The sequence below is a fragment of the Vibrio sp. CB1-5 genome, assembly GCF_059412285.1.
Genome location: NZ_JBJHPB010000034.1, coordinates 24,893 through 51,746 on the forward strand (window position 1 = coordinate 24,893; position 26,854 = coordinate 51,746).

The 26,854-nt window shown below is 47.1% G+C and carries 22 protein-coding genes, 1 tRNA gene and 1 riboswitch; of the genes, 14 read left to right on the top strand and 9 right to left on the bottom strand.

Translation table 11 applies throughout. The features are described from left to right. Positions 1-12 precede the first annotated feature (12 nt). Both moaB and moaA read right to left on the bottom strand, forming a co-directional pair. The gene (gene moaB / locus ACJB0T_RS19225) at positions 13-525 is read right to left on the bottom strand and encodes a molybdenum cofactor biosynthesis protein B (protein WP_479290804.1); all 513 of its coding nucleotides are present in this window, start codon (positions 523-525) and stop codon (positions 13-15) included. Positions 526-572: 47 nt separating this feature from the next. Next, positions 573-1,562 (bottom strand): GTP 3',8-cyclase MoaA, encoded by a 990-nt coding sequence (moaA, locus tag ACJB0T_RS19230; RefSeq protein ID WP_479290805.1) that lies wholly within the window; start codon positions 1,560-1,562, stop codon positions 573-575. Next, a riboswitch (molybdenum cofactor riboswitch) is annotated at positions 1,551-1,717 on the bottom strand. It overlaps the preceding gene by 12 nt. 184 nt (positions 1,718-1,901) lie before the next feature. On the opposite strand from moaA, the gene ACJB0T_RS19235 reads away from it, so the two are divergent. Further along, positions 1,902-2,789 carry a YvcK family protein gene (locus ACJB0T_RS19235; RefSeq protein ID WP_479290806.1) on the top strand — a complete coding sequence of 296 codons (888 nt, stop codon included), beginning with the start codon at positions 1,902-1,904 and terminating at the stop codon, positions 2,787-2,789. A 223-nt stretch (positions 2,790-3,012) separates the two neighbouring features. Continuing rightward, positions 3,013-4,614 (top strand): long-chain fatty acid--CoA ligase, encoded by a 1,602-nt coding sequence (locus ACJB0T_RS19240; protein WP_479290807.1) that lies wholly within the window; start codon positions 3,013-3,015, stop codon positions 4,612-4,614. Positions 4,615-4,689: 75 nt separating this feature from the next. Here ACJB0T_RS19240 and luxU read toward each other — a convergent pair whose 3' ends face one another. The 3 genes from luxU to uvrB form a co-directional block, all read right to left on the bottom strand. Next, the gene (gene luxU / locus ACJB0T_RS19245) at positions 4,690-5,040 is read right to left on the bottom strand and encodes a quorum-sensing phosphorelay protein LuxU (RefSeq protein WP_479290808.1); all 351 of its coding nucleotides are present in this window, start codon (positions 5,038-5,040) and stop codon (positions 4,690-4,692) included. Continuing rightward, on the bottom strand, positions 5,037-6,437 hold the full coding sequence (luxO, locus tag ACJB0T_RS19250; RefSeq protein ID WP_479290809.1) for a quorum-sensing sigma-54 dependent transcriptional regulator LuxO: 1,401 nt from the start codon (positions 6,435-6,437) through the stop codon (positions 5,037-5,039). The genes luxU and luxO overlap by 4 nt, the downstream gene beginning before the upstream one ends. Positions 6,438-6,583: 146 nt before the next feature. Continuing rightward, positions 6,584-8,614, bottom strand: a complete 2,031-nt coding sequence (gene uvrB / locus ACJB0T_RS19255; protein WP_479290810.1) for an excinuclease ABC subunit UvrB — start codon at positions 8,612-8,614, stop codon at positions 6,584-6,586. Positions 8,615-9,101: 487 nt separating this feature from the next. Between uvrB and ACJB0T_RS19260 the strand changes: the two genes are divergently transcribed. The 10 genes from ACJB0T_RS19260 to ACJB0T_RS19305 all read left to right on the top strand — a co-directional run bounded on the left by ACJB0T_RS19260 (position 9,102) and on the right by ACJB0T_RS19305 (position 18,251). Beyond that, positions 9,102-9,177 (top strand) — tRNA-Asn (locus tag ACJB0T_RS19260). 238 nt (positions 9,178-9,415) lie between these two features. After that, positions 9,416-9,997, top strand: coding sequence for an electron transport complex subunit RsxA (rsxA, locus tag ACJB0T_RS19265; RefSeq protein WP_042476631.1), 582 nt, complete (start codon positions 9,416-9,418; stop codon positions 9,995-9,997). Beyond that, positions 9,997-10,578, top strand: a complete 582-nt coding sequence (gene rsxB / locus ACJB0T_RS19270) for an electron transport complex subunit RsxB (RefSeq protein ID WP_112462411.1) — start codon at positions 9,997-9,999, stop codon at positions 10,576-10,578. Before rsxA ends, rsxB begins: the two co-directional genes overlap by 1 nt. A gap of 8 nt (positions 10,579-10,586) precedes the next feature. Next, positions 10,587-13,091 carry an electron transport complex subunit RsxC gene (gene rsxC, locus ACJB0T_RS19275; RefSeq protein WP_479290811.1) on the top strand — a complete coding sequence of 835 codons (2,505 nt, stop codon included), beginning with the start codon at positions 10,587-10,589 and terminating at the stop codon, positions 13,089-13,091. After that, complete coding sequence (gene rsxD, locus ACJB0T_RS19280) at positions 13,091-14,137, top strand: electron transport complex subunit RsxD (protein ID WP_479290812.1); 1,047 nt, start codon at positions 13,091-13,093, stop codon at positions 14,135-14,137. Before rsxC ends, rsxD begins: the two co-directional genes overlap by 1 nt. Before the next feature lie 4 nt (positions 14,138-14,141). Beyond that, complete coding sequence (gene rsxG, locus ACJB0T_RS19285) at positions 14,142-14,771, top strand: electron transport complex subunit RsxG (protein ID WP_479290813.1); 630 nt, start codon at positions 14,142-14,144, stop codon at positions 14,769-14,771. Next, entirely contained in the window at positions 14,771-15,460 is a 690-nt protein-coding gene (locus ACJB0T_RS19290) for an electron transport complex subunit E (RefSeq protein ID WP_479290814.1), read from the top strand. The genes rsxG and ACJB0T_RS19290 overlap by 1 nt, the downstream gene beginning before the upstream one ends. Positions 15,461-15,559: 99 nt before the next feature. After that, complete coding sequence (gene nth, locus ACJB0T_RS19295; RefSeq protein WP_479290815.1) at positions 15,560-16,201, top strand: endonuclease III; 642 nt, start codon at positions 15,560-15,562, stop codon at positions 16,199-16,201. 17 nt (positions 16,202-16,218) lie between these two features. After that, positions 16,219-16,635, top strand: coding sequence for a lactoylglutathione lyase (gene gloA / locus ACJB0T_RS19300; protein WP_042502321.1), 417 nt, complete (start codon positions 16,219-16,221; stop codon positions 16,633-16,635). Between the two features lie 359 nt (positions 16,636-16,994). Continuing rightward, positions 16,995-18,251, top strand: coding sequence for a methyl-accepting chemotaxis protein (locus ACJB0T_RS19305; protein ID WP_479290816.1), 1,257 nt, complete (start codon positions 16,995-16,997; stop codon positions 18,249-18,251). Positions 18,252-18,530: 279 nt separating this feature from the next. On the opposite strand, the gene motY is transcribed toward ACJB0T_RS19305, so the two are convergent. Beyond that, the gene (gene motY / locus ACJB0T_RS19310; protein ID WP_479292292.1) at positions 18,531-19,361 is read right to left on the bottom strand and encodes a flagellar protein MotY; all 831 of its coding nucleotides are present in this window, start codon (positions 19,359-19,361) and stop codon (positions 18,531-18,533) included. A 397-nt stretch (positions 19,362-19,758) separates the two neighbouring features. Between motY and rnt the strand changes: the two genes are divergently transcribed. Beyond that, a complete protein-coding gene (rnt, locus tag ACJB0T_RS19315) occupies positions 19,759-20,409 on the top strand; it encodes a ribonuclease T (RefSeq protein WP_353496684.1) in 651 nt (216 codons plus the stop codon). A 26-nt stretch (positions 20,410-20,435) separates the two neighbouring features. Continuing rightward, positions 20,436-21,761, top strand: coding sequence for a Na+/H+ antiporter family protein (locus tag ACJB0T_RS19320; protein ID WP_479290817.1), 1,326 nt, complete (start codon positions 20,436-20,438; stop codon positions 21,759-21,761). A gap of 85 nt (positions 21,762-21,846) precedes the next feature. On the opposite strand, the gene ACJB0T_RS19325 is transcribed toward ACJB0T_RS19320, so the two are convergent. From ACJB0T_RS19325 to ACJB0T_RS19335, 3 genes are all read right to left on the bottom strand, one after another. Then, positions 21,847-22,167: a DUF1244 domain-containing protein gene (locus ACJB0T_RS19325; protein ID WP_042502329.1), complete on the bottom strand. Its 321-nt coding sequence runs from the start codon at positions 22,165-22,167 to the stop codon at positions 21,847-21,849. An 86-nt stretch (positions 22,168-22,253) separates the two neighbouring features. Then, the gene (gene vexH, locus ACJB0T_RS19330; protein ID WP_479290818.1) at positions 22,254-25,382 is read right to left on the bottom strand and encodes a vibriobactin export RND transporter permease subunit VexH; all 3,129 of its coding nucleotides are present in this window, start codon (positions 25,380-25,382) and stop codon (positions 22,254-22,256) included. Then, on the bottom strand, positions 25,382-26,482 hold the full coding sequence (locus tag ACJB0T_RS19335) for an efflux RND transporter periplasmic adaptor subunit (protein WP_479290819.1): 1,101 nt from the start codon (positions 26,480-26,482) through the stop codon (positions 25,382-25,384). Before ACJB0T_RS19335 ends, vexH begins: the two co-directional genes overlap by 1 nt. Positions 26,483-26,854: the final 372 nt, after the last annotated feature.

The following is a 26,854-nucleotide window of genomic DNA, read 5'->3' on the forward strand; positions in this document are numbered from 1 at the left end:
ATACCTCAGCAATTACTTAGTTAGGTGAGGCATAAAGTTACAAGGGCGGTGGCTCGCATCTAGCTGCTGCTTGATGATCTTCGTCCAACCAGTGCGACATGCGCCTGTAGAACCTGGCATCGCAAAAATAACCGTGTGGTTCGCAAAGCCGGCAATCGCACGCGATTGAATTGTTGAGGTGCCGATCTCTTCGTAAGATACCGCACGGAATAGCTCACCAAAGCCTTCTACTTGCTTGTCGAAAAGAGGAATGAGCGCTTCTGGTGTGCTATCGCGAGAGGTAAAGCCAGTACCGCCAGTAACCATCACCGCTTGAACGCTCTCATCCGCAATCCACTGTGAGACCACAGCGCGAATTTGGTAGATGTCATCAATAACGATTTTCTTGTCCGCAAGCGAGTGACCCGCTTCTTGTAAATTCTCTACAAGGTAGCGACCCGACGTATCATTTTCTTCAGTACGTGTGTCTGAAACGGTTAGCACTGCGATATTCGCAGGCACAAATTTGCTCTCTGCGTGACCCATGATTTTTCACCCTATAAAAACTGTAAACGTAACGTCGACGACTCGAGTTAGCCGCCGATAGATGCCAAGTGAGGCGTCATTCCTGAATTTCCATCATGTAGGAAGTGACTGACCGACTTGGTCTGTAATTGTGCTTGGATGCGCTCGATCAGCGCTTGCTCTTGAGTGTCTTCTTGTAGCAAGTCGCGTAGCTCAACTCCATGCTCGCCAAACAAGCAAAGATGCAGCTTGCCCATAGCGGAAACACGTAAGCGATTACAACTTTCACAGAAGTTCTTCTCATACGGCATGATCAACCCAATCTCGCCTTTGTAATCGGCATGGACAAATACTTGTGCAGGACCGTCGTTCTTCTGACGAGCCTTGAGTATCCAGCCGTTAGCAATAAGTTGATTGCGGATATCGACGCCTGACACATGGTGGTTTTGGAACAATTCGTCCATTTCCCCCGTCTGCATGAGTTCGATAAACCGAAGTTGAATAGGACGGTCTTTGATCCAGTTGAGGAACGAAGGCAGCTCTTTTGCGTTGAGATCTTTCATCAACACAACGTTAACCTTGACCTGCTCGTAACCGATTTCAAACGCACGGTCGATACCATTCATCACCTCGGTAAACTTATTTTCACCGGTGATCTGATGGAACATACGTGGATCTAAGCTGTCGACGCTGACATTGATGTGCGTCAAACCAGCTTGCTGCCAAGTATCCACTTGCTTCGCCATGCGATAGCCATTCGTCGTCGTTGCGACTTTAATGATACCCGGAGTATTAGCGACCGTTTCAATGATCTGAGGAAAGTCCTTCCTAAGACTTGGCTCACCACCAGTAATGCGCACCTTCGACGTACCACAATCTGCAAACGCAGTTACGACACGTTTAATTTCAGGTAGCGTCAAAAATGCCGGCCTTTTTTGACCGGGTGGTTTGTAGCCATCAGGGAGGCAGTATGTACATCGGAAATTACAGACATCTGTAACCGACAAGCGCAAGTAATAAAACTTGCGATGGAATTTATCTTCGAATTGTTGCGCCACGGAACACCTTTCCAAACACGGGAGGCGTGATCATTTCCAATCAAGCCCTTGTGACCTTCTGTCACTGGCTCAACACGCTTATCTGAATGGATACTCAAGTTTTAGGAGTAAATCGCAATCGACTTAGCGTTGTGAGCTCGGAGTTATGGCAGTTAACGAATGTGATTCGCTAACAGCTTGCGAGTAAAATACTTAATAACGACGGGGTTTTCCAGCTTTGTCATCAAAAAACCTTATCTATTCGTCATTTTTATTATAGTTGAGTATCGCTAATGAACAATTTACCTTATGTTACGACAACTAAGTAACACAAACGAAACAGCATAAAAGTAGAATAAGATGAGCAACTATTCATCAAAAAAAATCGTCGCGATCGGTGGCGGTCACGGCTTAGGGCGCATGTTGGCTGCGCTGAAAGATTTTGGGTCTAATGCCACAGGTATTGTCGCAACGACGGACAATGGTGGCTCCACCGGCCGCATTCGAGAGTGTCAAGGTGGCATTGCTTGGGGCGATACCCGTAACTGTATCAACCAGCTCATTACCGAGCCGTCTATCGGTTCCATGATGTTTGAGTACCGTTTCAAAGGCACCGGCGACCTGAATGGTCACAACCTTGGCAACCTTATGCTTACAGCGCTGGATAACCTATCCGTACGCCCACTTGACGCAATTGAGCTAATAAGAGACTTGCTTAAAGTCGATGTTAATATCATCCCAATGTCTGAGCACCCTTCAGATCTCAAAGCACTTTCGGTAGAAGGGAAATGGGTTACGGGTGAAACCTCTGTGGATGAAATGGAACAAGACTTACAGCGCTTAGATCTGGAACCTGTTGTTCCTGCAACTAAAGAAGCGGTGGATGCGATTCTCCAGGCGGACTGTATTGTGCTTGGTCCCGGTAGTTTTCTAACCAGTATCATGCCGCCGCTTTTGCTTGCTGATCTCAGCCAAGCTATTAACAGTAATACCAATGCCAAAGTGGTGTTTGTTGAGAACCTATCACCCGAGTATGGGCCAGCTGGACGAATGACGCTGGAGCAAAAACTACAATGGTGCGAGCGCGCTCTGCATGGCCGAAAACTCGATGTCATTTTAGGTGAGCAGGCACACCCAGATATTTGTTCAAGCTGGAATTGTATGACTCAGCCTCTGGCCTCACCAAATCGTGATTGGCGCCATGATAGGAATAAACTCAAGCAAGCGATTGAATCGCTGCTGCAATAAACTCAAGGCGATTCGCTGAACAACCCCAACAAAAAGCCTCATACTCAGTCACTTAGACATAGTAGAGGCTTTTTTGTATGTCAGGTAAGTATTCACTCACAGTTCCTCATTGCTATTCTGATAAAAACCCTACTTAGTTAACAATTGCTAACCAAGCAAATTGTTGTGCTGCCATGAATACATCACTCTAACATCACAACAATCAAAATAGCGAAGTGCCGACATGAACCAGTACGTGAATGACCCATCCAATTATCAACTGTTGATCAAAAATCTCCTGTTCTCCCCTGTTGCTTTCGATCCAGACCAAGAAATCGTCTACGCCAACTACCGCCGCCACAGCTATCAGACCTTCCATGACCGCGTAAGACAGCTTGCCAACGCCCTAACCCAAATGGGCGTTAAGAAAGGTGACACTGTTGCTGTCATGGATTATGACTCTCATCGTTATCTAGAATGCTACTTCGCGATTCCTATGATTGGCGCCAAGCTGCATATGATTAACGTTCGACTCTCCCCTGAGCAAATTCTCTATACCATCGACCACGCAGAAGACGATGTACTGCTCATCCATGAAGAGTTTTTGCCAATCCTTGATCAAATCAAAGGACGTATCGATACCATCAACGACTACGTGGTACTGCGTGATGAAGGCGACTGTGAGTATGAGCAGCGATTGGCCGCGCAACCGACCGAGTTTGATTTTCCTGATTTTGATGAGAACACGGTCGCCACCACCTTCTACACGACAGGTACAACAGGGATGCCAAAGGGGGTGTTCTTTACTCACCGTCAATTGGTGCTGCATACCCTAGGAATTCTAAGCTCTCTTGGCACCAACGCGGTTCAAGGCCGGCTGCATCAAGGCGACATCTACATGCCTATTACGCCAATGTTTCATGTTCACGCTTGGGGCCTGCCATATATGGCCACCATGCTTGGCATCAAACAGGTCTATCCGGGTAAATATATTCCAGATGTATTGCTCGGCCTTATTGAACAAGAAAAAGTGACCTTCTCACACTGTGTACCCACCATCTTGCACTTGCTACTCAACTCACCTAAATCGTCCTCGATAGATTTATCGGAATGGAAAGTCGTTATTGGTGGCGCTGCATTGCCAAAAGCGCTTTGTCAGGCTGCATTAGCGCGCAACATAGATGTCTTTGCCGGGTACGGTATGAGTGAGACCGGTCCAATCCTGTCGATAGTGCAACTCACCCCAGAACATCTTGAACACGATATGGAAACTCAAGCGGAATACCGAGCGAAAACAGGTAAAAAAGTCGCGATGGTCGACGTAGAGATCGTCGATGAACAAATGGAGCCACTTGCACACGATGGCGAAACCACAGGTGAAATTGTCGTGAGAGCTCCTTGGCTTACACCGAGCTACTACAAAGACAATAAGAACTCTAAGGCATTGTGGAGAGGTGGTTACTTACATACTGGCGATGTAGCAACCATCGACCAAGAGGGATTCATCAAGATTACCGACCGCGTGAAAGATATGATTAAAATCTCAGGCGAATGGGTCAGCTCCCTTGAACTTGAGGATATTCTTCATCAAAACAGAGCTGTTTCTGAAGCCGCTGTAATTGGCATGCCGCACAATAAATGGGGCGAAGTTCCTCTGGCTCTGATCACCCTAAAGCCTGAACAAACGGTGACAGAAAAAGAGCTATTAGGGTTTGCAAAAGGCTTTATCACCAAAGGCATCCTTACTCGCGAAGCGCTGTTAATGAAGATTAAGTTTGTCGACAACATAGCTAAAACCAGCGTTGGTAAAGTCGATAAGAAAGAGCTTAGAAAATTGTATTTATAGAGCGCTGCTTTGACTTACGAGCATAAAAAATGCAGCCACAACGGCTGCATTTTTACGTTTGATAAGGTTAATGCGCTACGCTTCTATCGTCTTAAGGTAGCGAGCATAAGTAGTATGCGTATTCGCCAGCAGTGCAAGCACTTGGTCGATCAAAGCTTGATCTTCCACGAGCGTGTTCTGCTTCGACTTGGCATCAATTTGGATCGCAAGCTGGCACAAGGGCTCAGCACCAAAACTGGCGGCGCTGCTCTTGAGTGCATGGCAAATTTCCGTCAGCAACTCCATTTTGTCACTAACTGTGCCTTCACTAAGTTGACTTTGATACGTCACCAACTCCCCAGTGAATATTCCCAATAAAATAGGAATATTGCTCTCGCCAATTTCGTTGGTAAGCTGCTCAACTCGGTCTTGATTCATAAACGTCATGCTTTGCTCTCACTCGCGTTCCATGCTTGGATTTTTCTATAAATGGTCGATGGACTTACGTCCAGATACTTTGCCGCCTGTGGGATATTACCGTCACAAGCCTCAATGGCCTGCTCAATAGTACGTCGCTCAGTTTGCCATAGCGGCACAATATCTTGTGGGCCAAATGATGAGACCGTGATCGTTGATACGGTTGGTTTCACGACGACCAAAGGCTCATTCAACGGTGGCGGCAACATATCTAACGTAATCTCTTTACCGTGGTTAAGTACCACAACATTACGTAGCACATTTTGCAATTGACGCACGTTACCCGGCCACTCGTAGTGGATGAAGCGTTCAATCACATCTTGAGAAAAGCGCACAAAGCTCTTCCCTTCCTCATGCGACATGAAGCCTAATAACGAGTAGGCAATTTCGATGACGTCTTCTTCACGATCACGAAGTGGCGGCAGGTGCAGTGGGATCACGTACAAACGGTAGTACAAGTCTTCCCTAAATCGTCCTTCTTGCACCTCTTTCCAAGGGTCACGGTTGGTCGCACACACAAAGCGCACATCCACTTTCTTCATCCGCGAGGAGCCCACTTTTTGAAAAGTACCGGTTTGAATAAAACGCAGCAACTTGGTTTGCAGTTCAAGGTCCATCTCGCATAGCTCATCAAGAAACAGTGTGCCACCATCCGCAAGCTCAGCCGCACCTTGTCTATCAACCGCAGCCCCAGTAAAGGCACCTTTCACGTGACCAAACAGTTCACTTTCAATCAGATCTTTAGGGATCGCGGCACAGTTAATTGCAATAAATGGCTTGTCACCACGTTTACTCGCTGCATGTATGGCTTCAGCACACACCTCTTTACCAGTACCACTTTCACCAGTAATAAAAATACTGGCTTTACTGGACGCGGCAGAGTCTATCGTGCGATACACGGCTTGCATCGGCTGGCTACTGCCAATAAAACCTTGATAGCTTGGGCTACCCGTATTGTTTATTTCATCGCGCAGTTTGGATGCTTTACGAATAGCGTTGGTGACAGTTACACGCAGACGGTCAGCTTCACAAGGCTTAATCAAAAAGTCTTGGGCACCGTGTTGCATCGCGTCGACCGCGATATCAATAGAACCGTGCGCCGTCATAAAGATGATCGGCACATCTGGATGAGACTGTTTCACTGCGTCCAGAACATCCATACCCGTCATATCAGGTAGACGCAGGTCCAGTAGTATTAGATCGGGGGTCCGATGCTGTAAGCTTTGAAGCGCATCGCGGCCATTGCCGACGATATTGATATCAATCCCTAAAGGAGAAAGATACGAGCGATATAAAGCCGCAACGGAGGCCGTATCTTCTACCATCAGTAAGTAGCGAGACTTCGGCTCGTCGAATAAAGGTTGCATAAATCCTAGCTAACTGTTGTTTTATTATGTTTGCTTTATTTGGTTACTCTATAAGCATATTCGCATTTTGCAATTATTGACTAAGAAAAACCATTTTTATTTTCCTGCTTAAAGCTTGAGCAGCCTACCAGACTGCTCTTAGCTTGTTAACTATTAGCGATGAAGTGTTGTCTAAGTTTTTCTATTTCATCACGTTTTTCAGCAGCTAGTTCAAATTCTAAGTTCTGAGCGTGCTGATACATTTCCCCTTCGAGCTTGAGAATTTGTTTTTCGAGATCTTGTGAAGACAAAGCTACATAAGCTTGTGAAGGCTCGGCCACTTTGGAAAGAGGTACCTGTTTACCTTTCTTCGGTTTACCGCCTTTAACCACACCACCAATTTCCATAATGTCTTTGATGTTGCGTTTGAGCGCCGTTGGTACCAGCCCCATTTTCTCATTGTACGCGTGCTGCTTTTCACGACGGCGAGTTGTCTCATCAATGGCTTTTTGCATCGATTTGGTGATACGGTCACCATACAAAATCGCCTTACCTTTCACATTTCGCGCAGCACGACCTATGGTCTGGATCAGAGAGCGTTCGGAGCGAAGGAAACCTTCTTTGTCTGCATCGAGGATAGCCACCAGTGACACCTCTGGCATATCCAAGCCCTCTCGAAGCAAGTTGATTCCCACCAACACATCAAACTCACCTAAACGTAAATCGCGGATGATCTCGGTACGTTCAACGGTATCGATATCTGAGTGCAAGTAGCGCACCTTAACGCCATGCTCATTGAGATATTCAGTCAAATCCTCTGCCATGCGTTTAGTGAGAGTCGTTACCAGTACACGTTCATCGATTGCTGCGCGCGCTTTTGCCTCGGACAGCAAGTCATCAACTTGGGTAGCAACGGGACGCACTTCAATTTCGGGATCTAAAAGGCCAGTCGGGCGTACTACCTGATCCGCAACATCGCCACCCGACTTCTCTAACTCGTATGCGCTTGGGGTTGCAGAGACAAAAATGGTCTGTGGCGAAATCATCTCAAATTCTTCAAACTTCATCGGACGATTGTCCAACGCCGAAGGTAGACGGAAACCAAACTCCACTAGCGTCTCTTTTCGAGAGCGGTCGCCTTTATACATTGCGCCAATTTGTGGCACGGTCACGTGTGACTCATCAATAATGAGTAACCCGTCTGCTGGCAAATAATCGAATAGCGTCGGTGGCGGCTCACCCTCTTTACGTCCACTCAAGTAACGAGAGTAGTTTTCGATCCCTGAACAAAAGCCAAGCTCGTTCATCATCTCAATATCAAATTGAGTACGCTGAGAGATACGCTGCTCTTCAAGTAGCTTATTGTTTTCTTTTAGATAAGTTGCACGACTGGTGAGCTCTTTTTTGATTTCTTCGATCGCATCTAGAATACGTTCTCGAGGCGTTACATAGTGGGTTTTCGGATAGATGGTGTAGCGCGCGATATCGCGTTGGGTAATCACACCCGTTAGCGGGTCAAAAAGACTGATGCAATCAATCTCGTCATCGAACATTTCAAGGCGTACTGCTTCTTGATCAGATTCTGCTGGGAAGATATCGATAACTTCACCACGCACGCGAAATTGGCCACGTTCAAACGCTACATCGTTGCGAGAGTATTGAAGCTCCGCAAGTCGAAGTAAGATATCACGCTGGTCGATCACCGCACCACGTGTCACATGAAGCATCATCTTTAAATACGAGTCGGGATCGCCTAGGCCATAAATGGCAGATACTGAAGCGACAATAATCGCATCTTTGCGCTCAAGCAGTGCTTTGGTTGCCGATAAACGCATTTGCTCGATGTGGGAGTTCACAGACGCGTCTTTTTCAATAAACGTGTCTGTGGTCGGTACATACGCCTCTGGCTGATAGTAATCATAGTAAGAAACAAAGTACTCAACCGCATTATTCGGGAAGAAGGCTTTCATCTCACCATAAAGCTGTGCGGCGAGGGTTTTGTTTGGTGCCAGTAAAATAGCGGGTCTTTGCGCTTGGGAAATGACGTTCGCCAAAGTGAAGGTTTTACCGGAGCCAGTTACCCCGAGCAAAGTCTGGTGCGCGAGCCCTGAGTCTAAGCCATCGAGTAACTTCGCGATCGCGGTAGGTTGGTCCCCCGACGGTTTATAGTCAGAAACCAATTCAAAGTGTTTTGCCATCTATATGTGTCCCTTATTTGCAACCCTATTATTTGAGCGCTAGCGCTATCAATTTGCAACCAAAAGCTCGCCTTTATACGCACAATTTGCTATTGTGTGCACCCTAGCAAAAACCTTATCCACGCCAAGCCCTTCAATCCATCCACGGGTTTTCCCCAATCAATCACTACTTACCTGTCAATAAAATCATTCTCATTTTTGACACAACAACACACTACAAGTAAAAATCACTTTATTTCAATTAGATAAATGACAAACCATTCAGTTATTCACAACCCAATAAATGAGTAATTACTCAATTCAACACTCTTTACCGCACAATTAACACATTTATCCACAATTTTGGTGGATAAGTAAAACGACCTCATGAGCAATAAGGCTCCCAAGAAAGTAAAGTGTTTTTTGAAGTATTTTTTGCAATAATTTTTCGAAAAAACCATTGACTCACACATCTAGGGTAGCTAAGATTCGCCCCGCTTAAAGCAATTCCCCCTTAGTTCAGTTGGTAGAACGGCGGACTGTTAATCCGTATGTCGCAGGTTCGAGTCCCGCAGGGGGAGCCAAATTCAGAACAAGCCGTGTCGCAAGACGCGGCTTTTTCGTATCTGCGGCTCACAAACTCCTCTCGAATAACAGCCTTTTTGTCTGCTCTGGCTCACCCAATTCTGTACGTCTTTCTTTGTTTTTAGCCCGAATGCCTATACTTTTCGTACAAACGAGCAAAACCATAGATTTCACAGGTTGTTATTCACCGCTCAAAACTGGATAATATCGGGATCGGAGCTCTTTACACTTTTTATTATGACCGAATATCTTTTGTTGTTGGTGGGCACAGTACTCGTCAACAATTTCGTACTGGTTAAATTCCTTGGGTTATGTCCATTTATGGGCGTATCTAAAAAACTCGAGACGGCCATCGGCATGGGTCTTGCGACAACATTCGTACTGACTTTGGCCTCTGTGTGCGCCTACCTCGTTGAAACCTATGTTCTCGTACCTCTGGGTATTCAATACCTGCGAACAATGAGCTTTATTCTCGTTATCGCGGTTGTGGTTCAGTTCACAGAGATGGTGGTTCACAAAACCAGCCCAACTTTATACAGGTTACTCGGTATATTCTTGCCACTTATCACGACCAACTGCGCCGTGTTAGGTGTTGCGTTGCTAAATATCAATGAAAACCACAACTTCATCGAATCCATTATCTATGGATTTGGCGCAGCCGTTGGTTTCTCCCTAGTACTAATCTTATTTGCTTCCATGCGTGAGCGCATTGCAGCCGCGGATGTTCCAGCGCCATTCAAGGGTGCCTCTATCGCAATGATTACCGCAGGATTGATGTCTCTCGCGTTCATGGGCTTTACAGGGTTGGTGAAACTATAATGAGTACCATCCTTATTGCCATTGTTGCTGTTGTAATCCTAGCGGGTCTGTTCGGAGCCGTATTAGGGTTTGCTTCCATCAAGTTCAAAGTCGAAGCCGATCCAATTGTCGATCAAATCGATAGTATTCTGCCACAGACTCAATGTGGTCAGTGTGGTTACCCTGGCTGTCGCCCTTACGCCGAAGCGATTGCTAACGGCGATGCAATAAACAAGTGCCCTCCGGGTGGTCAACCGACGATTGAAAAGCTTGCCGACTTAATGGGTGTCGAAGTCGAAGACTCCGCTCACGATGCCGAAAAGTCGATTAAAAAAGTGGCCTTTATCCACGAAGACATGTGCATTGGCTGCACTAAATGTATTCAAGCGTGCCCTGTAGACGCCATTGTCGGTGGCACTAAAGCACTGCACACGGTTATCAAGGATGAGTGTACCGGCTGTGACCTTTGCGTTGCGCCGTGTCCGACTGATTGTATTGAAATGATCCCGGTAGAAACCACCGCGGATACATGGAAATGGCAAATGGATGCTATCCCTGTCGTCAACATTACCGAACCAACGACAGAACTAAACGGTAAGTAGGGAGCATTATGTTATCACTCATCGAACAAATTAAATCAGGTTCCCTTTGGGACTTCCCTGGCGGCGTGCACCCGCAAGAAAACAAGACGCAATCTAATCGCAATGAGATTGTGCGTGCTTCCGTACCGAGCGAACTCGTCATTCCTCTAAAACAGCACATTGGTAAGCCAGGCGATCTATTGGTTAACGTTGGCGATAAAGTACTTAAAGGTCAACCACTGAGCCAAGTCAACGCAGCCTTTATGTTACCTGTCCATGCGCCAACGTCTGGTACTATCAAAGCGATTGAACCTCGCACTATTGCTCACCCATCAGGTTTGAGCGATTTATGTATTGTGATTGAAGCGGATGGGGAAGACACTTGGTCAGAGCTTGCTCCGGTTGAAGACTACCGTACACTTGAGCCAGAGACGCTCATCGAGACCATTCGACTTGCTGGTATCTCCGGTATGGGCGGTGCGGGCTTCCCAACCGCGAAGAAAATCCAATCTGGTCTCCAGCGTACCGAAATCTTGATCCTTAACGCTGCTGAGTGTGAGCCTTACATCACGGCTGACGATCGCTTAATGCAAGATTGCGCCGATGAAGTGATTGAAGGTATCAAGATTCTCAAGCACATGCTTAAGCCAAAGCTAACCATTATCGGTATCGAAGATAACAAGCCTAATGCGATTAAAGTACTAGAGAAAGCCGCTGCGAACGAAGACATTGTTATCCGCGTGATCCCAACTAAATATCCATCAGGCGGTGAAAAGCAGCTCATCAAGATCTTAACCAACCTTGAAGTGCCAGTTGGTGGCATTCCTGCCGATATTGGCCTCATGGTACAAAACATCGGTTCTGCGTTTGCGATTAAGCGCGCCGTTTGCCAAGGTGAGCCACTTATTGAGCGTGTCGTTACCCTAACAGGTAAAAGCTTTAACCAGCCACGTAACGTTTGGACTCGTGTCGGTACGCCAGTGCAAGCGCTTCTAGATGAGTTTGGTTATAAAGCAGATAAGAAATCACAGCGTCTTATTATGGGCGGTCCCATGATGGGCTTTACGCTGCCGCACGCCAATGTCCCAATCACTAAAACGGCGAACTGTATCTTAGCACCGACGTTCCGCGAGATTGATCCACGTTCTCACGAAATCGCTTGTATTCGTTGTAGTCAGTGTGCAGAAGCCTGCCCTGCATCTTTACTTCCACAGCAGTTGCAGTGGTACGCAAAATCACAAGAATACGACAAGTGTGAAGAGCTAAACCTTAAAGACTGTATCGAATGCGGTGCATGTGCGTTTGTTTGTCCAAGCGAAATCCCGCTTGTTCAATACTATCGTCAGGCCAAAGCCGAAATCCGCACTCGTAAGCAAGATGCCGATGCAGCTGAACGCGCTAAAGTCCGTTTTGAAGAGAAAAAAGCACGCATGGAGCGTGACAAAGCGGAACGTGAGAATCGATTCAAGAAAGCCGCTGATGATCGCCGCAAGCAGATGAGTAAGTCTGGCGGGGACGACGCTATCGCTGCCGCTATTGAGCGCGTCAAAGCGCAGAAAGCCAAAACTGAAACCACTAGTGAGGTGAAACCAGCGGTCGCTGCTGCTATTGCCCGCGCTAAAGCTAAGCAGGCGGAAGCCGCTAAACAAGGTCAAGCAGAGCCCGACAATTCAGAAATGGCTAAACTGCGCGAAGAGCGCAAGCGTCAAGCCAGAGAGCGCAAAGCTGAGAAAGCGTCAGCACCAGAAGACGCGACGGCTGAAAGCAGCGCAGATATCGATCCGAAGAAAGCTGCGATTGCTGCAGCCTTAGCTCGTGCGAAAGCCAAGAAAGCCGCACAGCAACAACAAGAAACACCTTCTGATTCAGACAGCCAAGAAGCGAAAAAAGATGCAGTAGCCGCTGCGATTGCTCGTGCGAAAGCACGTAAGCAAGCAACACAAAGCGAAACTGCACCAGAAAGTGATGCTAAGAAGGAAGCTGTCGCGGCTGCAATCGCTCGCGCGAAAGCCCGTAAGCAAAGCACTCAATCAGCATCAACTGAAACAGAATCCGTGGAAAAAGAATCCATGGAAAAAGAAAGCGAAGCACCCTCTTCTGAGGATCCTAAAAAAGCAGCTATTGCTGCCGCTATCGCTCGTGCTAAAGCTCGTAAACAAGCCGCTCAGGTTGAGCCAGAAGAAGCAAAAAGCGAAACGCCAGCGTCTGAGACAGACGATCCGAAGAAAGCAGCAGTCGCTGCGGCTATCGCTCGCGCTAAAGCTCGTAAACAAGCCGCTCAGGTTGAGCCAGAAGAAGCGAAAAGCGAAACGCCAGCGTCTGAAGCAGATGATCCGAAGAAAGTAGCAGTGGCAGCCGCTATCGCGCGAGCTAAAGCTCGTAAACAAGCCGCTCAAGCTGAACAACCTAAAGAAGTGGTGACTGAGACGGCAACTTCAGAATCAGACGATCCGAAAAAGGCCGCCGTCGCTGCCGCGATTGCTCGCGCAAAAGCAAGAAAACGCCAACAAGAACAGAATAAGGAGAACAACTAGTGTCGTTCTTTATTGCTAGCTCTCCACATGCTCATAGCCGCAAACGTACGCCAGATCTAATGAAGGGTGTGGCACTGTGTGCACTGCCGGGTCTTGTCGCTCAGACTTACTTCTTTGGTTGGGGCACGATTATTCAACTTGCGTTGGCGCTTGTAGTCGGGCTAGGACTTGAAGCCGCAGTTGTGCTGCTTCGTAAGCGCTCTCCTGCCCTAGCACTTCGTGATTACAGTGCTTTGGTTACCGCTTGGCTGCTTGCTATTGCCATCCCACCATTGTCTCCATGGTGGGTAGTAGTCATTGGTCTACTATTCGCTATCGTCATCGCGAAACACCTTTATGGTGGTCTTGGCCAAAACCCATTCAACCCAGCGATGGTAGCCTACGTTGTGCTGCTTATCTCGTTCCCTGTAGAGATGACAAGTTGGATCACGCCAATTTCTATCTCAAACGAGCCCGTTGGATTTGCCGACGCTTTCACGCTGATTTTTGGCGGCTTTGATATGGATGGCTACTCGCTACAACAGATCCGCACCGGCATTGATGGCATCACAATGGCAACGCCGCTTGATGCATTCAAAACAGGCATCAGCAATGGCAACACCATGGGTGAAGTCCTGAACCAACCAATCTTTGGCAGCCTCGCTGGCATCGGTTGGGAGTGGGTAAACTTAGCCTATCTGCTAGGCGGTTTGGTACTGCTTAAACTTCGCATTATCCAATGGCACATACCTGTTGCGATGTTAGTGTCTCTAACGATGGTTAGTAGCTTCTTTGCAATGATTTGGCCTGGCGAGACAGGCTCACCCCTGCTGCACCTGTTGTCGGGTGCGACTATGCTTGGTGCATTCTTTATTGCAACTGATCCCGTTTCGGCATCGACGACAGTAAAAGGTCGTTTGATTTTTGGTGCCTTCATTGGCTTGATGATTTTCATCATCCGTACTTGGGGCGGTTTCCCAGATGGCGTCGCCTTTGGCGTACTGCTCGCCAATATGTGCGTACCGCTTATCGATTACTACACTAAACCAAGAACTTACGGGCACTGATATCATGTTGAATGCAATTAGAAAAAACGGCTTAACACTGGCTATCTTTGCGTGTGCATCAACAGGGGTCGTTGCCGTCACCCAGTATCTGACTAAGGATCAGATATTGCGCCAAGAACGCGCACAGCTGCAAGCAACGCTGAATGAGGTCATCCCTCATGAACTGCATGACAATGAACTATACGCTGCTTGCACCTTGGTCAGCGACCCAGCGCTTGGTACAACAGCAGCGCAGCCTGCTTACATTGCGACCATCAACAATGAGCCAAAAGCACTGGCTATTGAAACCATAGCACCGGACGGTTACAGCGGTGCAATCAAACTCATCATTGGTGTGGATATCGACGGTACTATCTTAGGCACGCGAGTATTAGCACACCAAGAGACACCTGGACTGGGCGATAAAGTCGACCTTCGAATCACCGATTGGATCTTAGGTTTTTCTGGCAAACAAGTGACCGAAGACAACATGAGTGAGTGGGCAGTCCGTAAAGACGGCGGCCAGTTCGACTCGTTCACTGGCGCAACCATCACGCCAAGAGCGGTGGTGAAAGCGGTCAAAAATACCGTGGAATACGTGAACAACAATCGCGATTCCATTTTAAACCAGCCACGTAACTGTGGAGGTGAGTAATGACAACCTCAAAAGAACTCTTTAAAAATGGCATGTGGGACAACAACCCAGCTTTAGTACAGCTGCTTGGTCTGTGTCCTCTGCTTGCGGTTTCATCCACCGTAACCAACGCCCTAGGCTTGGGACTTGCGACGCTATTAGTGCTGGTTGGCTCCAACGTCACTGTCTCTTTGGTTCGTGATTACGTGCCAAAAGAAGTGCGCATCCCGGTGTTCGTGATGATCATTGCAGCGCTAGTAACCTGTGTTCAGCTACTGATGAACGCCTACGCGTATGGCCTTTACTTGTCATTGGGTATTTTTATCCCGCTTATCGTAACCAACTGTATCATCATCGGCCGTGCAGAAGCCTTTGCCTCTAAAAACGCGGTTGGTCCCGCGGCTCTCGATGGTCTTTGGATGGGGATGGGCATGACGTCAGCACTTGTTGTGCTTGGCGCGATGCGCGAGTTAATTGGCAACGGCACCCTGTTTGACGGCGCCGACCTGCTACTAGGAGACTGGGCATCCGCACTTCGCATTGAAGTATTCCAATTTGATAGTCAGTTTTTGTTGGCCTTATTACCACCAGGCGCGTTTATCGGCGTCGGATTCTTGATTGCTCTTAAGAACGTCATCGATAAGCAAATCGAGCAGCGCCAACCAAAACAAGAAAAACCTGAGATTGAACGCGCTCGAGTTACCAACTAAAGCTTTTCATGCCCGAGATTTTCGGGCATTTTTATAATAAAAACACACTGGATACTCAGACACTGAGTACAAGCAATCAGCGGAAGAATTAGTCAGCAAATGAACAACACCAAAAGAAAAGAGATTCTAGAGCGGCTTCGCGAAAACAACCCCAAACCAGAGACCGAGCTTAACTGGAGCTCACCATTCGAACTGCTGATCGCGGTTCTACTCTCTGCACAGGCAACCGACGTTAGTGTTAACAAAGCCACTGATAAGCTCTATCCCGTCGCGAATACACCAGAAGCCATGCTGGCACTTGGCGTCGATGGTGTCAAAGAGTACATCAAGACGATTGGTCTGTTTAATTCCAAAGCCGAGAACGTCATTAAGACCTGTAAGATCCTTATCGAAAAACACGGCAACGAAGTACCAGAAAACCGCGAAGCGTTGGAAGCCCTACCTGGTGTGGGACGTAAAACCGCCAACGTGGTACTCAACACCGCCTTTGGCTGGCCGACCATCGCCGTAGACACCCACATCTACCGCGTCTCAAACCGCACTAAATTCGCGATGGGTAAAACCGTTGACGATGTGGAAGAGAAACTACTTAAAGTCGTACCAAAAGAATTTAAACTTGATGTGCACCACTGGCTGATCCTCCACGGACGCTACACCTGCATCGCCCGTAAACCGCGCTGCGGCAGCTGTATCATCGAAGATCTCTGCGAATACAAAGAAAAAGTCTATCCAGACAATTAATATTAAGGAGCAATGTTATGTCTAACGGCCGTATCCTTCACACCATGCTACGTGTAGGTGACCTAGATAAATCTATCTCGTTCTACACCGACGTCATTGGTATGAACTTGCTGCGCAAAAATGAAAACACCGAATACAAGTACACCCTAGCCTTCCTAGGTTTTGGTGACGAGTCTGAAGGTGCAGTGATTGAACTAACTTACAACTGGGGCGTCACAGAGTACGACCTAGGTAGCGCGTATGGTCACATCGCTATCGGTGTAGATGATATCTACACCACATGCGATGCGATTAAAGCGGCTGGCGGCAATGTCACTCGCGAACCGGGTCCTGTAAAAGGCGGCACCACTCAGATCGCCTTCGTCAAAGACCCTGACGGCTACATGATTGAGTTGATTCAGAACAAGCAAGCAAGTGCTGGCCTTGAAGGTTAAGTGCTGATTTAACTAAACTAAAATAAGAAAGCCAGTGGACATTAACCACTGGCTTTTTATCGCTTCAACCAAAACACTACAGCCATCAAGTTTCCACACATCCACCAGCCCTCTGCCCCCATGAAGCCACAGGCACCAGAACCAAAAAAAGAACCGATGTCATTTCACGACTACTTGCCATGAGCTTCAATATCCAGTCCCGAGACCATTAACTTGTATGTGTTTTTCAACTTACTTCTGAATTTCCACTCTAATCTTGACCATAAAGTCAGAAAATGGAAAGCTTCTTGCATATAATCGATAGACAAGGAACGGTTAGAGTTAAACGCTAACCTCGAATTTGCACTAGGAAGGTGATCATGTCTCAAGTAAAAATCAGTGTATTGGATAGAATATTCATGCACATTAGCATGCCAGCAAAAATGTGGCTCCCCGGAATATGTGGTGTTGTTAGTAATCTATTGTTTACTATGGCTTTATTGATGCAGCATGGCGCACTTAATAGTTTAGGGTTTAGTCTGTCCGTTGAGTTGATATTGATGTTTTTTGTTACGAGCATAGCGGTCATTATTTTTTTCAGTTTAGGTGCTTATAAGAACACCATACCTTTGTTGCACCACATTGTGACAACGATGCAATCCATTAAGGAAGGAGCTCTGCATTCTAGAGTTGGCTTTTCAGGAAGTGATGAGTTCGGGCGCATCGGGTCGGCCATTGACGGCACCATGGAAAAATTGGAGCGCTTATTAACTCGCGTCGAACAATCGTCGGGGTCACTCAAAAAATGCTCGGTTGAAACAGAACAAACATCTATTGAAATCGAAAGAAATATTGAACATCAGTCAAAACAACTATCGATGACATCGACCGATATCGAAAATGTCCAAGTATCAATTAGTCAAACCGCTTCAGAAGCTCTGAAAACATTGAAAGTAGGCGAAGAAGTGATGAGCTACTTTGACCAAATCACGGAAAGTAACAAACAGCTCAATACGTATTTTAGTGGACTTAAGCAAGATATTGATTTAGCAAACGCTTCCAGTCTGGACTTAGTTAGTGTTTCCAATAATGTGAAAACGGTGCTGAGTGTGATAACAGGAATTTCTGAACAGACGAACTTACTCGCGTTGAATGCAGCGATTGAATCCGCTAGAGCCGGAGAACATGGTCGTGGTTTTGCCGTAGTGGCAGGTGAAGTTCGCCAACTATCACAGCACACACAAAGTGCCGTTAGCGATATTGAAGCGATGACAAATGACCTGATAGGAACGGCGGATAGTTTGGTTGAAGCGATGGAAAAAATTCAATCTACCGTTGATAACATTGCCACGATTAACAAACTTTCCGATAAATACTTTATCGATATTTCGGCTAGCTATGGAGGCTTAATGGCACTGAACCAAAAAGTCAGTATTGAGTCTGATCACTCACAGTCACTTTGCGCAGAGTCTATGGCGCATATTCAAAAAGTATTGGCCGAGGCAAAAGATACCGCAGATAAGGTTAAGGTAATGAGAGCGCAAGGGGGGCAACTACAACTTATGTCTTCACAACTTCAAATATCGATGGCAGCTATTGGTCAGGAAGATATAAACTCGATTAATCAATACAGTTGAAATATAAGAGATAGGAAGCGCTAAAGCTTGAAAACCTGAAAGGGGGGAACGTCCTAAAAGACACACAAATCTCATACTTCCCCTCCCGACTGACTGCGTTTTTGTTCACATTTGCATGTAGAAGCTTTGGAAGTGAAAAATAGGTCGTAAAGTTGCAACACTATGTTCTCAGGACTCATTATGCTTTGGTGAGGAAAGATGGTTTAAGACAGCGCGTGACCACAAAAAACCAGTAGCCCCACGACCACTGGTTTCCAAACCTTCTACGTTAAATAGAACCTAAACCTCAGTCCGCCCAAACGAAATCACCACCCTTTGGTTCTTCGCTTTACCCACTGGCGATGCATTGCTCGCAATCGGACGACGCTTACCATAACCCTGCACCTGAATGCGGTCTTTCGGCAGCCCTAAAGAATGGAAATAGTCTTGCAAAATTGTTGCGCGTTTTTCCGATAGCTGCTGACTTTCACTCTTAGACTCCGAAGAGTCAGTAAAGGTGGACACTAAGACCAAGTCGATATCTTGGTTGTAGCGCACGTACTCAGCAATCTGCTGTAAGCGGTGTTGCGAGGTCTTATTGAGCTGCTCACTATTGCGGTCGTAGTGCAAGATAGTGAAAGAAATATCTTCAAAGCTGTATGGCAGTAGGTTAGCAGCACAATCGCTAAACACATTGTATTTGGCTTGAAACAATACCGAAGATAACGACACTTCGATACGCTCGTCCCGGCTTTGCCAGTCCTGATAACTGAACGTTGGATAACGACCTTTTTCTAGCTCACTCAAAATACCCCAAGCGGCCTGGCCACCGACGTAACCATTAAACTGTTTAAAGAACTGCAAGTTGGTGATGCGGTCAGCACTGTCACCTGGACGCCATGGTGGTGGCATCGACACTAAACTTACGTTGCGCGTTTCCCCCATAGAACGGCGCATCTTAAGTTCAAAATCGAGGTTCTTCTTTTTACTGGCACGAGCGACAAACTCCGCATCGCCAAAATTTGGGATCGGATGTACAAGGCGGCACTCAAGCGGTGTGTTACTTACCATTTCCCACTGCGACTGGGTGGGTGTTGCCACATAGCGCTTTTCTATTGCCGCATCCGCCATTGGGATTGCCAGCGTAGGTAGGAACAATGTGGTAAGTAAAGCTTTTAATTTCATACAGATAGACAACTCGATAACTTTTGCATTAGCGGCATGTCCTTGCCGCTAAAACATTTAGATGGATCTCCGTATAGGTCATTGCAATTTCCCCGCCAACATAGCGCTAGTGAAAAACAAAGCGCTAGTTTCCTGAAGGCGCGTCTCAGACAAGAAGGATTCTGATTACTTTTCATACCGCCCTTGCTCAACCAATTTCTTAGACCAGCCTTGGCTGTTGAGCCAAAGCTATGAATGCTTACTATCAATAGCCGTATAGAAGGCAAATTAAATGCCCGGTTTAGTTTTTTATGCTGACATAATCTGCAATAATGCCCGCTTCGTCACACTTGAAAACTCAAACATGTCTGTAGAAAACGAAGCACTTACCCTAAAAAAGCGATTCCGTGGTTACTTTCCCGTTGTTGTCGACGTGGAAACAGCAGGTTTTAATGCTAGCACTGATGCGTTACTGGAAATTTGTGCCATCACTTTAAAGATGGACGAAGAAGGTAACCTTGAGCCTGCCACTGTGATGCACTATCACATTGAACCGTTCGAAGGCGCAAACTTAGAAAAGGAAGCGCTGGAATTTAACGGTATTCGCGACCCATTCAGCCCACTTCGTGGTGCGGTATCGGAGCAAGAGGCGTTAAAAGAAATCTACAAAGTGATTCGAAAAGAGCAAAAGCAACACGATTGCAGTCGCGCCATCATGGTGGCGCACAATGCGAACTTCGATCACAGTTTTGTGAGTGCGGCGAATGAACGTGCCAAACTTAAGCGCGTTCCGTTCCATCCGTTTGCTACCTTTGATACTGCCACTTTGAGCGGTCTCGCCTTTGGTCAAACGGTATTGGCAAAAGCTTGTAAAGTCGCAGGAATGGAGTTCGATAACAAGGAAGCCCACTCGGCTCTTTACGACACTCAAAAGACGGCTGAGCTGTTTTGCCGAATCGTCAACAAATGGAAGGCTCTTGGTGGCTGGCCGATTGTTGACGACAACCAAGAATAAACAAACACACATTTTTAGAGATTATTATGAATCCTGTCGTTATTTCCGTTTGCATCATGCTGCTGCTCGCACTGATGCGCGTTAACGTTGTCGTTGCGTTAACATTCAGTGCCATTGTTGGTGGTGTCGTATCTGGTATGTCTTTGACTGACGCTGTTAGTGCCTTTGAAGGCGGCCTCGGCGGTGGTGCCACTATCGCACTTAGCTATGCGATGCTAGGTACCTTTGCTGTCGCAATTTCGAAATCTGGTATTACTGATCTACTTGCACAGAGCGTTATTAAACGCATCCATGGCAAAGAGAGTTCAGCAGGCACGACGGGTCTTAAATATGCAGTTCTTGCCGCGCTTATCCTAGTGACTATGTCGTCTCAGAACATTATTCCAGTTCATATCGCCTTTATCCCAATTTTGATCCCACCTTTGTTAGGCGTATTTGCAAAACTTAAGCTGGATCGTCGTCTAGTAGCGTGTGTGCTGACCTTTGGTCTAGTGACGCCTTACATGGTATTGCCTGTCGGTTTTGGTGGCATCTTCCTAAACAACATTCTGCTTAAAAACCTGCACGACAATGGCCTTGAGTCAATAACAGCGTCACAAGTACCAATGGCGATGTTGTTGCCAGCTGCTGGCATGATCACCGGTCTTCTAGTGGCTGTGTTAGTTAGCTACCGTAAGCCTCGCGAATACGCAGAAACCGAGCTAACACAAATTGATGAAGAGCCTTCACACATCAATAAAAAGAACATCGTTATTGCTCTAGCGGGCATTGTGACGGCTCTTGCTGTTCAGCTAACCTCTGGCTCTATGATCATTGGTGCACTCGCTGGCTTCATGGTGTTCACTTTTGGCGGCGTGATCGCTTGGAAAGAGACGCAAGATGTGTTCACTAAAGGTGTTCACATGATGGCAATGATCGGCTTTATCATGATTTCAGCGGCGGGCTTTGCAGCAGTGATGAAGCAAACTGGCGGCGTTGAAACGTTGGTTGAAGCACTATCAACAAGCATTGGTGACAACAAGCCACTTGCAGCACTTCTTATGCTTATTGTGGGTCTTCTGGTTACTATGGGTATCGGCTCTTCGTTCTCAACGATTCCAATCATCGCAACCATTTACGTTCCTCTAGCACTTGCATTTGGCTTCTCGCCTATGGCAACGGTTGCCCTTGTTGGTACAGCGGCTGCACTTGGTGATGCCGGTTCTCCAGCCTCTGACTCAACCTTAGGTCCAACATCTGGCCTAAATGCAGATGGCCAACACGAACACATTTGGGAAACCGTAGTACCTACCTTTATCCACTACAACATCCCACTTATCGTATTTGGTTGGATTGCGGCAATGGTACTGTAGTTAACTTCTGACTAACACCATACGCGAGATCGAAAAAAGGCTTGGTCATTGACCAAGCCTTTTTTCGATCTTCATGAATCCAAGACTATTTCTTTGCTTGTCTTGCTTCAAACGCGGCTAACTGTTCTGGTGTCGCCTTAGGTTGATGATTGGTTTTCCACTCATCGTAAGTCATGCCGTAGACGCGCTCGCGAGCGTCATCAATGTCTAAATCCAATCCTGCAGTTTCTGCTTCAGCTTTATACCATTTGCTAAAACAGTTGCGGCAAAAGCCTGCCAAAATCATAAGGTCGATGTTTTGCACATCTTTATTGCTGTCTAGGTGCTCTAGAAGGCGACGAAATACCGCAGCATCGAGCTTATCTTGTTGCTCTTGAGGTAGATCTTTATATTTGAAATCAGCCACTCTACTTTCCTTTTATTGTTGGTTTTTCTTCCTCCATCCTAACCAACAAACAAAAAAATGCCCAGTCGAAACTGGGCATTTATGACCTATACGTCGTTTAACTCACCATGACTGGCTCGCGCTTTCACATCGTGGCTAAGGGCTTTATTTAGCTCAGCCTCAACGTGACCTGGCGATTGAGTACGCGCCGATATCAAGCGGTACATCGCTGGAATAACGAACAAAGTAACCAAGGTCGCAAACGCCATACCGAAGAAGATTACCGTACCTACGGCTACTCGGCTCTCATAGCCCGCCCCTGTTGAAAGGATGAGTGGGATGGCACCTGCTAGCGTAGTAAATGCTGTCATCATGATTGGGCGTAGACGTCTTGCAGAAGCATCAATAATGGCTTTTTCAAACTCGATGCCTTTGTCACGAAGCTGGTTCGCAAACTCTACAATCAAGATGCCGTTTTTGGTCACCATACCGATAAGCATAATCATGCCGATTTGACTGTAGATGTTCAGACCTTGTTGCATGATGACTAACCCTAGGAAGCCGCCAAACACACCCATAGGCACAGTAAACATCACCACCAGTGGATTCACAAAGCTCTCGAACTGCGCTGCCAACACCAAATAAGCCACCAAAAGCGCTAAGCCAAACACCACTAGGATACTCGATTGGTTCTCTTTGAAGTCTTTCGACTCACCCGCGTAGCTCACCGAAATATCACCTGGCAGCATCTCAATAGCCTGACTGTCCATAAAGTCGAGTGCTTCGCCCAAGGTGTAACCATCGGACAAGTTAGCGGTAATCGTAATGGCTTTTTGCTTGTTATAGTGAGACAAACGAATTGATGACGCTACTTCTTCGATCTTGGTTACCGTATCAAGAGTAACCAGCTCGCCAGACTTAGTACGCATGTAAATTTGACTCAAGTCATTGGCGTTATTAAAGCTGTTTTCATCACCGCGCAAGTAAACGTCATACTCTTCACCGCGATCGACATACGTGGTCTCAGTTTTACCGCCAAGCATGATTTCCAGCGTATCTGAAATATCTGAAACGCTGATCCCAAGCTCTGCAGCACGTTCACGGTCGATGCTTACCACCAGCTCAGGCGTTTTTTCTGAGTAGTTAGTATTGGCGCCTTCCATATAAGGTGACTGCTCTGCCGCTTGTTCTAGCTTATCTGCCCATGTTTGCAACTCTGAATAATCGGAACCACCAATAACAAATTGTACTGGCTCGCTCGAGCCCCCTCTAAAGCCTGGCATGAACGGGAACACGCGAACATCGGCAATGCCAGCAAGTGCTTTTCTCGCCTCACCTAGCGCTTCCTGAGCTGTGACATTTCGATCATTCCAATCTTCGAGGATCATGATGACAAAGCCGGTTTGGTCGCCCGCCTGACCACCAAACGCTGGCGACTGGATGCTAAAGGATTTTAAGAAGCCTTGACCAAGCAGTGGCATCAATCGCTCTTCCACCACGTCCATGTTCGCCGCCATACGGTTGTAACTGGTCGCATCCGCACCACGAACAAAGGCAAAGATCACACCACGATCTTCTGAAGGTGTCAGCTGTGCAGGCACTTGTTGCATCAACTGGAAGCTGCCTCCGACACACGCCATAATCACGACTGGCGCTAGCCAGCGCCATTTTAGCGCTTTCGCAAGCAATGACTTGTAGCCACCCTCAAGCTTCTTAAATCCACGGTCAATGGACTGAGTAAATCGGTTCGGCTTAACGTTAGCACGCAAGATGGTGCTGCCAAGAACTGGGGTCAGCGTGAGTGCGATTAGCGAGGAGAATATCACCGACATCGCCAGCAACACCGAGAACTCGGTAAACAGCAAACCAATCATACCGTCCATAAAGGAGATAGGCAGGAACACCATTACCAAGACCAGTGTTGTCGCCACTACCGCGAATCCTACTTCACGAGCACCTTTATAGGCCGCGAGTAATGGAGATTCACCGCGCTCAATATGATGGAAGATATTCTCAACCACAACGATGGCATCATCCACCACTAGACCAATCGATAAGATCAGTGCCATTAGCGTAATGAGGTTGATGGAAAAGCCAAAGAAGTACGCCGCGATAAACGATGAAATCAGAGATACAGGTACCGTCACCGCAGGAATGAGCGTCGCTCTCGCCTGTCCGATAAAGATGTACAGCACTAAGATAACCAGACCACCAGTGATAAACAGGGTGTTGTACACCTCTGAAATCGAACGGTCGATAAACACCGTGGAGTCGTAGTCAATCGCAAGTCTCGTTCCATCAGGAAGGAACTGCTGCATACGTTCCACTTCTTTGTGGACGAGGTCAGCCACTTCAAGTGGGTTAGCATCTGATTGCGGTACGATACCCATACTCACATTTACGACACCGTCACTTTTAAACGTCGAGTTTTCGTTCTCTGCGCCAACGTAAACGTCAGCCACATCTTTAAGGTAAATGGGCGTGTTGTCGCTAGCACGTTTAACAACTAAGTACTCAAAATCTACCGGCGTGTTGTAAGCACGCGCAGTACGCACCGACATCACCGTCGCATCATTTCGCACTTCACCGCCCGGACTTTCGAGGTTTTCACTTCGCAAAGCCGCCGTAATGTCTGATGCAGTCACACCGCGTCCTGCCATATAAGCAGGCTTAAGCTTGACGTACATGACCTGATACAAACCACCAGAAATATCCACCGAACTCACACCGGAAATCAAACTAAAGCGGTCAACCAACACACGATTTACGTAGTCGGTAAGCTGAGTTCGGTCCATCTCTGAGGAGCTAAGGTTAATATAGAGAGAGGCTTGTCCGCTGCCGTTATTTTTGAATACCAGTGGATCGTCCGCTTCATCAGGCAGCGCGCGCTGCGCCCTTGCCACCGCGTCACGAACATCACTTACGCCAGAGTTCAAGTCATAACCAAGTTCAAAGGTTACAGTAATACGAGAACTGCCGTTGCGCGTGGTCGATTCAATCTCATCAATGCCACTAATACCCGATAATTGGTCTTCAATCACCGACGTTATTTGGCTTTCAATAATGGTCGCGGATGCACCGTCGTAGCGAGTAGAGATCGACACCACAGGGTTTTCGATGTCCGGCATTTCGCGCACAGCCAGTTTGCTAAAAGAAACCAGACCAAATACACAAAGCAGTAAGCTAAGTACGATCGCGGCTACCGGACGTTTTACAGAAACATCGGATAACAACATTAGTTGGCTTCCTTCTCTTTAGGCTTAGTCGCACCCTCAGGTTTGCCGCCTTTGCCACCGACAGGTCGGCCGCTTGCATCGACTTCCGAAACGGACACGCCATCACGCATGTTCACAATACCTTGAACAACGATACGTTTGCCAATTTCTAACCCCTCTTCGATGACCACCTGATTGCCGACACGTGCACCAAGAAATACTTCTGTGCGGTGTGCTTTGTTATTGTCATCAACCACGTAGACATAACGCTTAGTACCGGAATACTCCAACGCTTGAACTGGAATGATTGGCGCTTCAATAGGGGGGAATTCCATGCGCGCTTGAGCTAGCATACCCGGCTTAAGACGTGCTTCCTCGTTGTCGAAGTGGATACGAACGCGAAGGTTGAGCGTTTCTTGATTAACGCGAGTATCAATAGCGATCACTTTACCGGTAAATACGCGAGTTCCCCACGCGGAAGTTCGCGCTGTGACCGCCATGCCTTTCTCTAGCATTGGCAAGTAGCTTTCAGGAACCTGAAGATCTAGCTGCATCACAGACAGATCATCGAGAGTGAGTAGCTCAGTACCCACATTCACCAGTTTACCTCGGCTGAAATCAATCAGACCAACGGTGCCAGCAAATGGGGCTTCTATATAGAGGTCGTTTAAGTTCGCGTTAGCGGCATCTAAACGCGCGTTACCAATCTCAACCACCGCTTTTTGGGCATCGATCTCGGTTTTTGTGATCGCGTTGCGATCCACTAAGCGTTCAAACTCAGCAAGAATACGTTTTTGGTCACGTACATAAGCTTTCGCTTCTGCGACAGCAGCGAGCGCCTTGTCATCATTAAGCTGAACCAGTAGTTGACCTTTTTCTACGGTTTGATTAGCCGTCACTTGAATGCTATCAACAATGCCATTCACCTCAGACGCAATAATGACAGATTCGTCAGCTTCAAGTTTGCCGACGAGAGAAAGCGATTGCGAGACTTGGTGGATAGCAACAGGTTCGGTCACCACCGACACTGCCTTGGCGCCAAAACTCCTTTTGGCAAAACTTGCTGGAGAGGCACATAGAATAGACAGTGCGAGCAAGCCCGTTATGGTTTTATTTTTCATTGTATGTGTCTTATCGTGTAAAAACTTAGGTTATTTTAACGAGTTATACGCCGTGTAACGTCAAGAAGTGTAAATCTCTCCAGAGCAGTTCATTTACATTTGAGTTTAATCTCTCCTTCTTACTCGTCGCGTAGAACCACTATAACTCCCTGCTGTTTAAATAATAATGACTAAAAACACGCTTTTTGGCCCTCTCTGCCCAAAAAGGCACCATTCAGTTCAAAATCAGCAAAAAAGGGTTTACAGCCATACGGAGTTTGTTATGATGCGCTCCGAACTTGAGGGATGTGTTGGGAAAACATCAAACAAGTATAAAACCCTGGGGGGGTTCCCGAGTGGCCAAAGGGAGCAGACTGTAAATCTGCCGGCACT

Coding starts and splice junctions, on each gene's coding strand:
- moaB (WP_479290804.1), bottom strand. CDS start 525: ATGGGTCACGCAGAGAGCAAATTTGTGCCTGCGAATATCGCAGTGCTA.
- ACJB0T_RS19235 (WP_479290806.1), top strand. CDS start 1,902: ATGAGCAACTATTCATCAAAAAAAATCGTCGCGATCGGTGGCGGTCAC.
- ACJB0T_RS19240 (WP_479290807.1), top strand. CDS start 3,013: ATGAACCAGTACGTGAATGACCCATCCAATTATCAACTGTTGATCAAA.
- luxU (WP_479290808.1), bottom strand. CDS start 5,040: ATGACGTTTATGAATCAAGACCGAGTTGAGCAGCTTACCAACGAAATT.
- luxO (WP_479290809.1), bottom strand. CDS start 6,437: ATGCAACCTTTATTCGACGAGCCGAAGTCTCGCTACTTACTGATGGTA.
- uvrB (WP_479290810.1), bottom strand. CDS start 8,614: ATGGCAAAACACTTTGAATTGGTTTCTGACTATAAACCGTCGGGGGAC.
- rsxA (WP_042476631.1), top strand. CDS start 9,416: ATGACCGAATATCTTTTGTTGTTGGTGGGCACAGTACTCGTCAACAAT.
- rsxB (WP_112462411.1), top strand. CDS start 9,997: ATGAGTACCATCCTTATTGCCATTGTTGCTGTTGTAATCCTAGCGGGT.
- rsxC (WP_479290811.1), top strand. CDS start 10,587: ATGTTATCACTCATCGAACAAATTAAATCAGGTTCCCTTTGGGACTTC.
- rsxG (WP_479290813.1), top strand. CDS start 14,142: ATGTTGAATGCAATTAGAAAAAACGGCTTAACACTGGCTATCTTTGCG.
- ACJB0T_RS19290 (WP_479290814.1), top strand. CDS start 14,771: ATGACAACCTCAAAAGAACTCTTTAAAAATGGCATGTGGGACAACAAC.
- nth (WP_479290815.1), top strand. CDS start 15,560: ATGAACAACACCAAAAGAAAAGAGATTCTAGAGCGGCTTCGCGAAAAC.
- gloA (WP_042502321.1), top strand. CDS start 16,219: ATGTCTAACGGCCGTATCCTTCACACCATGCTACGTGTAGGTGACCTA.
- ACJB0T_RS19305 (WP_479290816.1), top strand. CDS start 16,995: ATGTCTCAAGTAAAAATCAGTGTATTGGATAGAATATTCATGCACATT.
- motY (WP_479292292.1), bottom strand. CDS start 19,361: ATGGCGGATGCGGCAATAGAAAAGCGCTATGTGGCAACACCCACCCAG.
- rnt (WP_353496684.1), top strand. CDS start 19,759: ATGTCTGTAGAAAACGAAGCACTTACCCTAAAAAAGCGATTCCGTGGT.
- ACJB0T_RS19320 (WP_479290817.1), top strand. CDS start 20,436: ATGAATCCTGTCGTTATTTCCGTTTGCATCATGCTGCTGCTCGCACTG.
- vexH (WP_479290818.1), bottom strand. CDS start 25,382: ATGTTGTTATCCGATGTTTCTGTAAAACGTCCGGTAGCCGCGATCGTA.
- ACJB0T_RS19335 (WP_479290819.1), bottom strand. CDS start 26,482: ATGAAAAATAAAACCATAACGGGCTTGCTCGCACTGTCTATTCTATGT.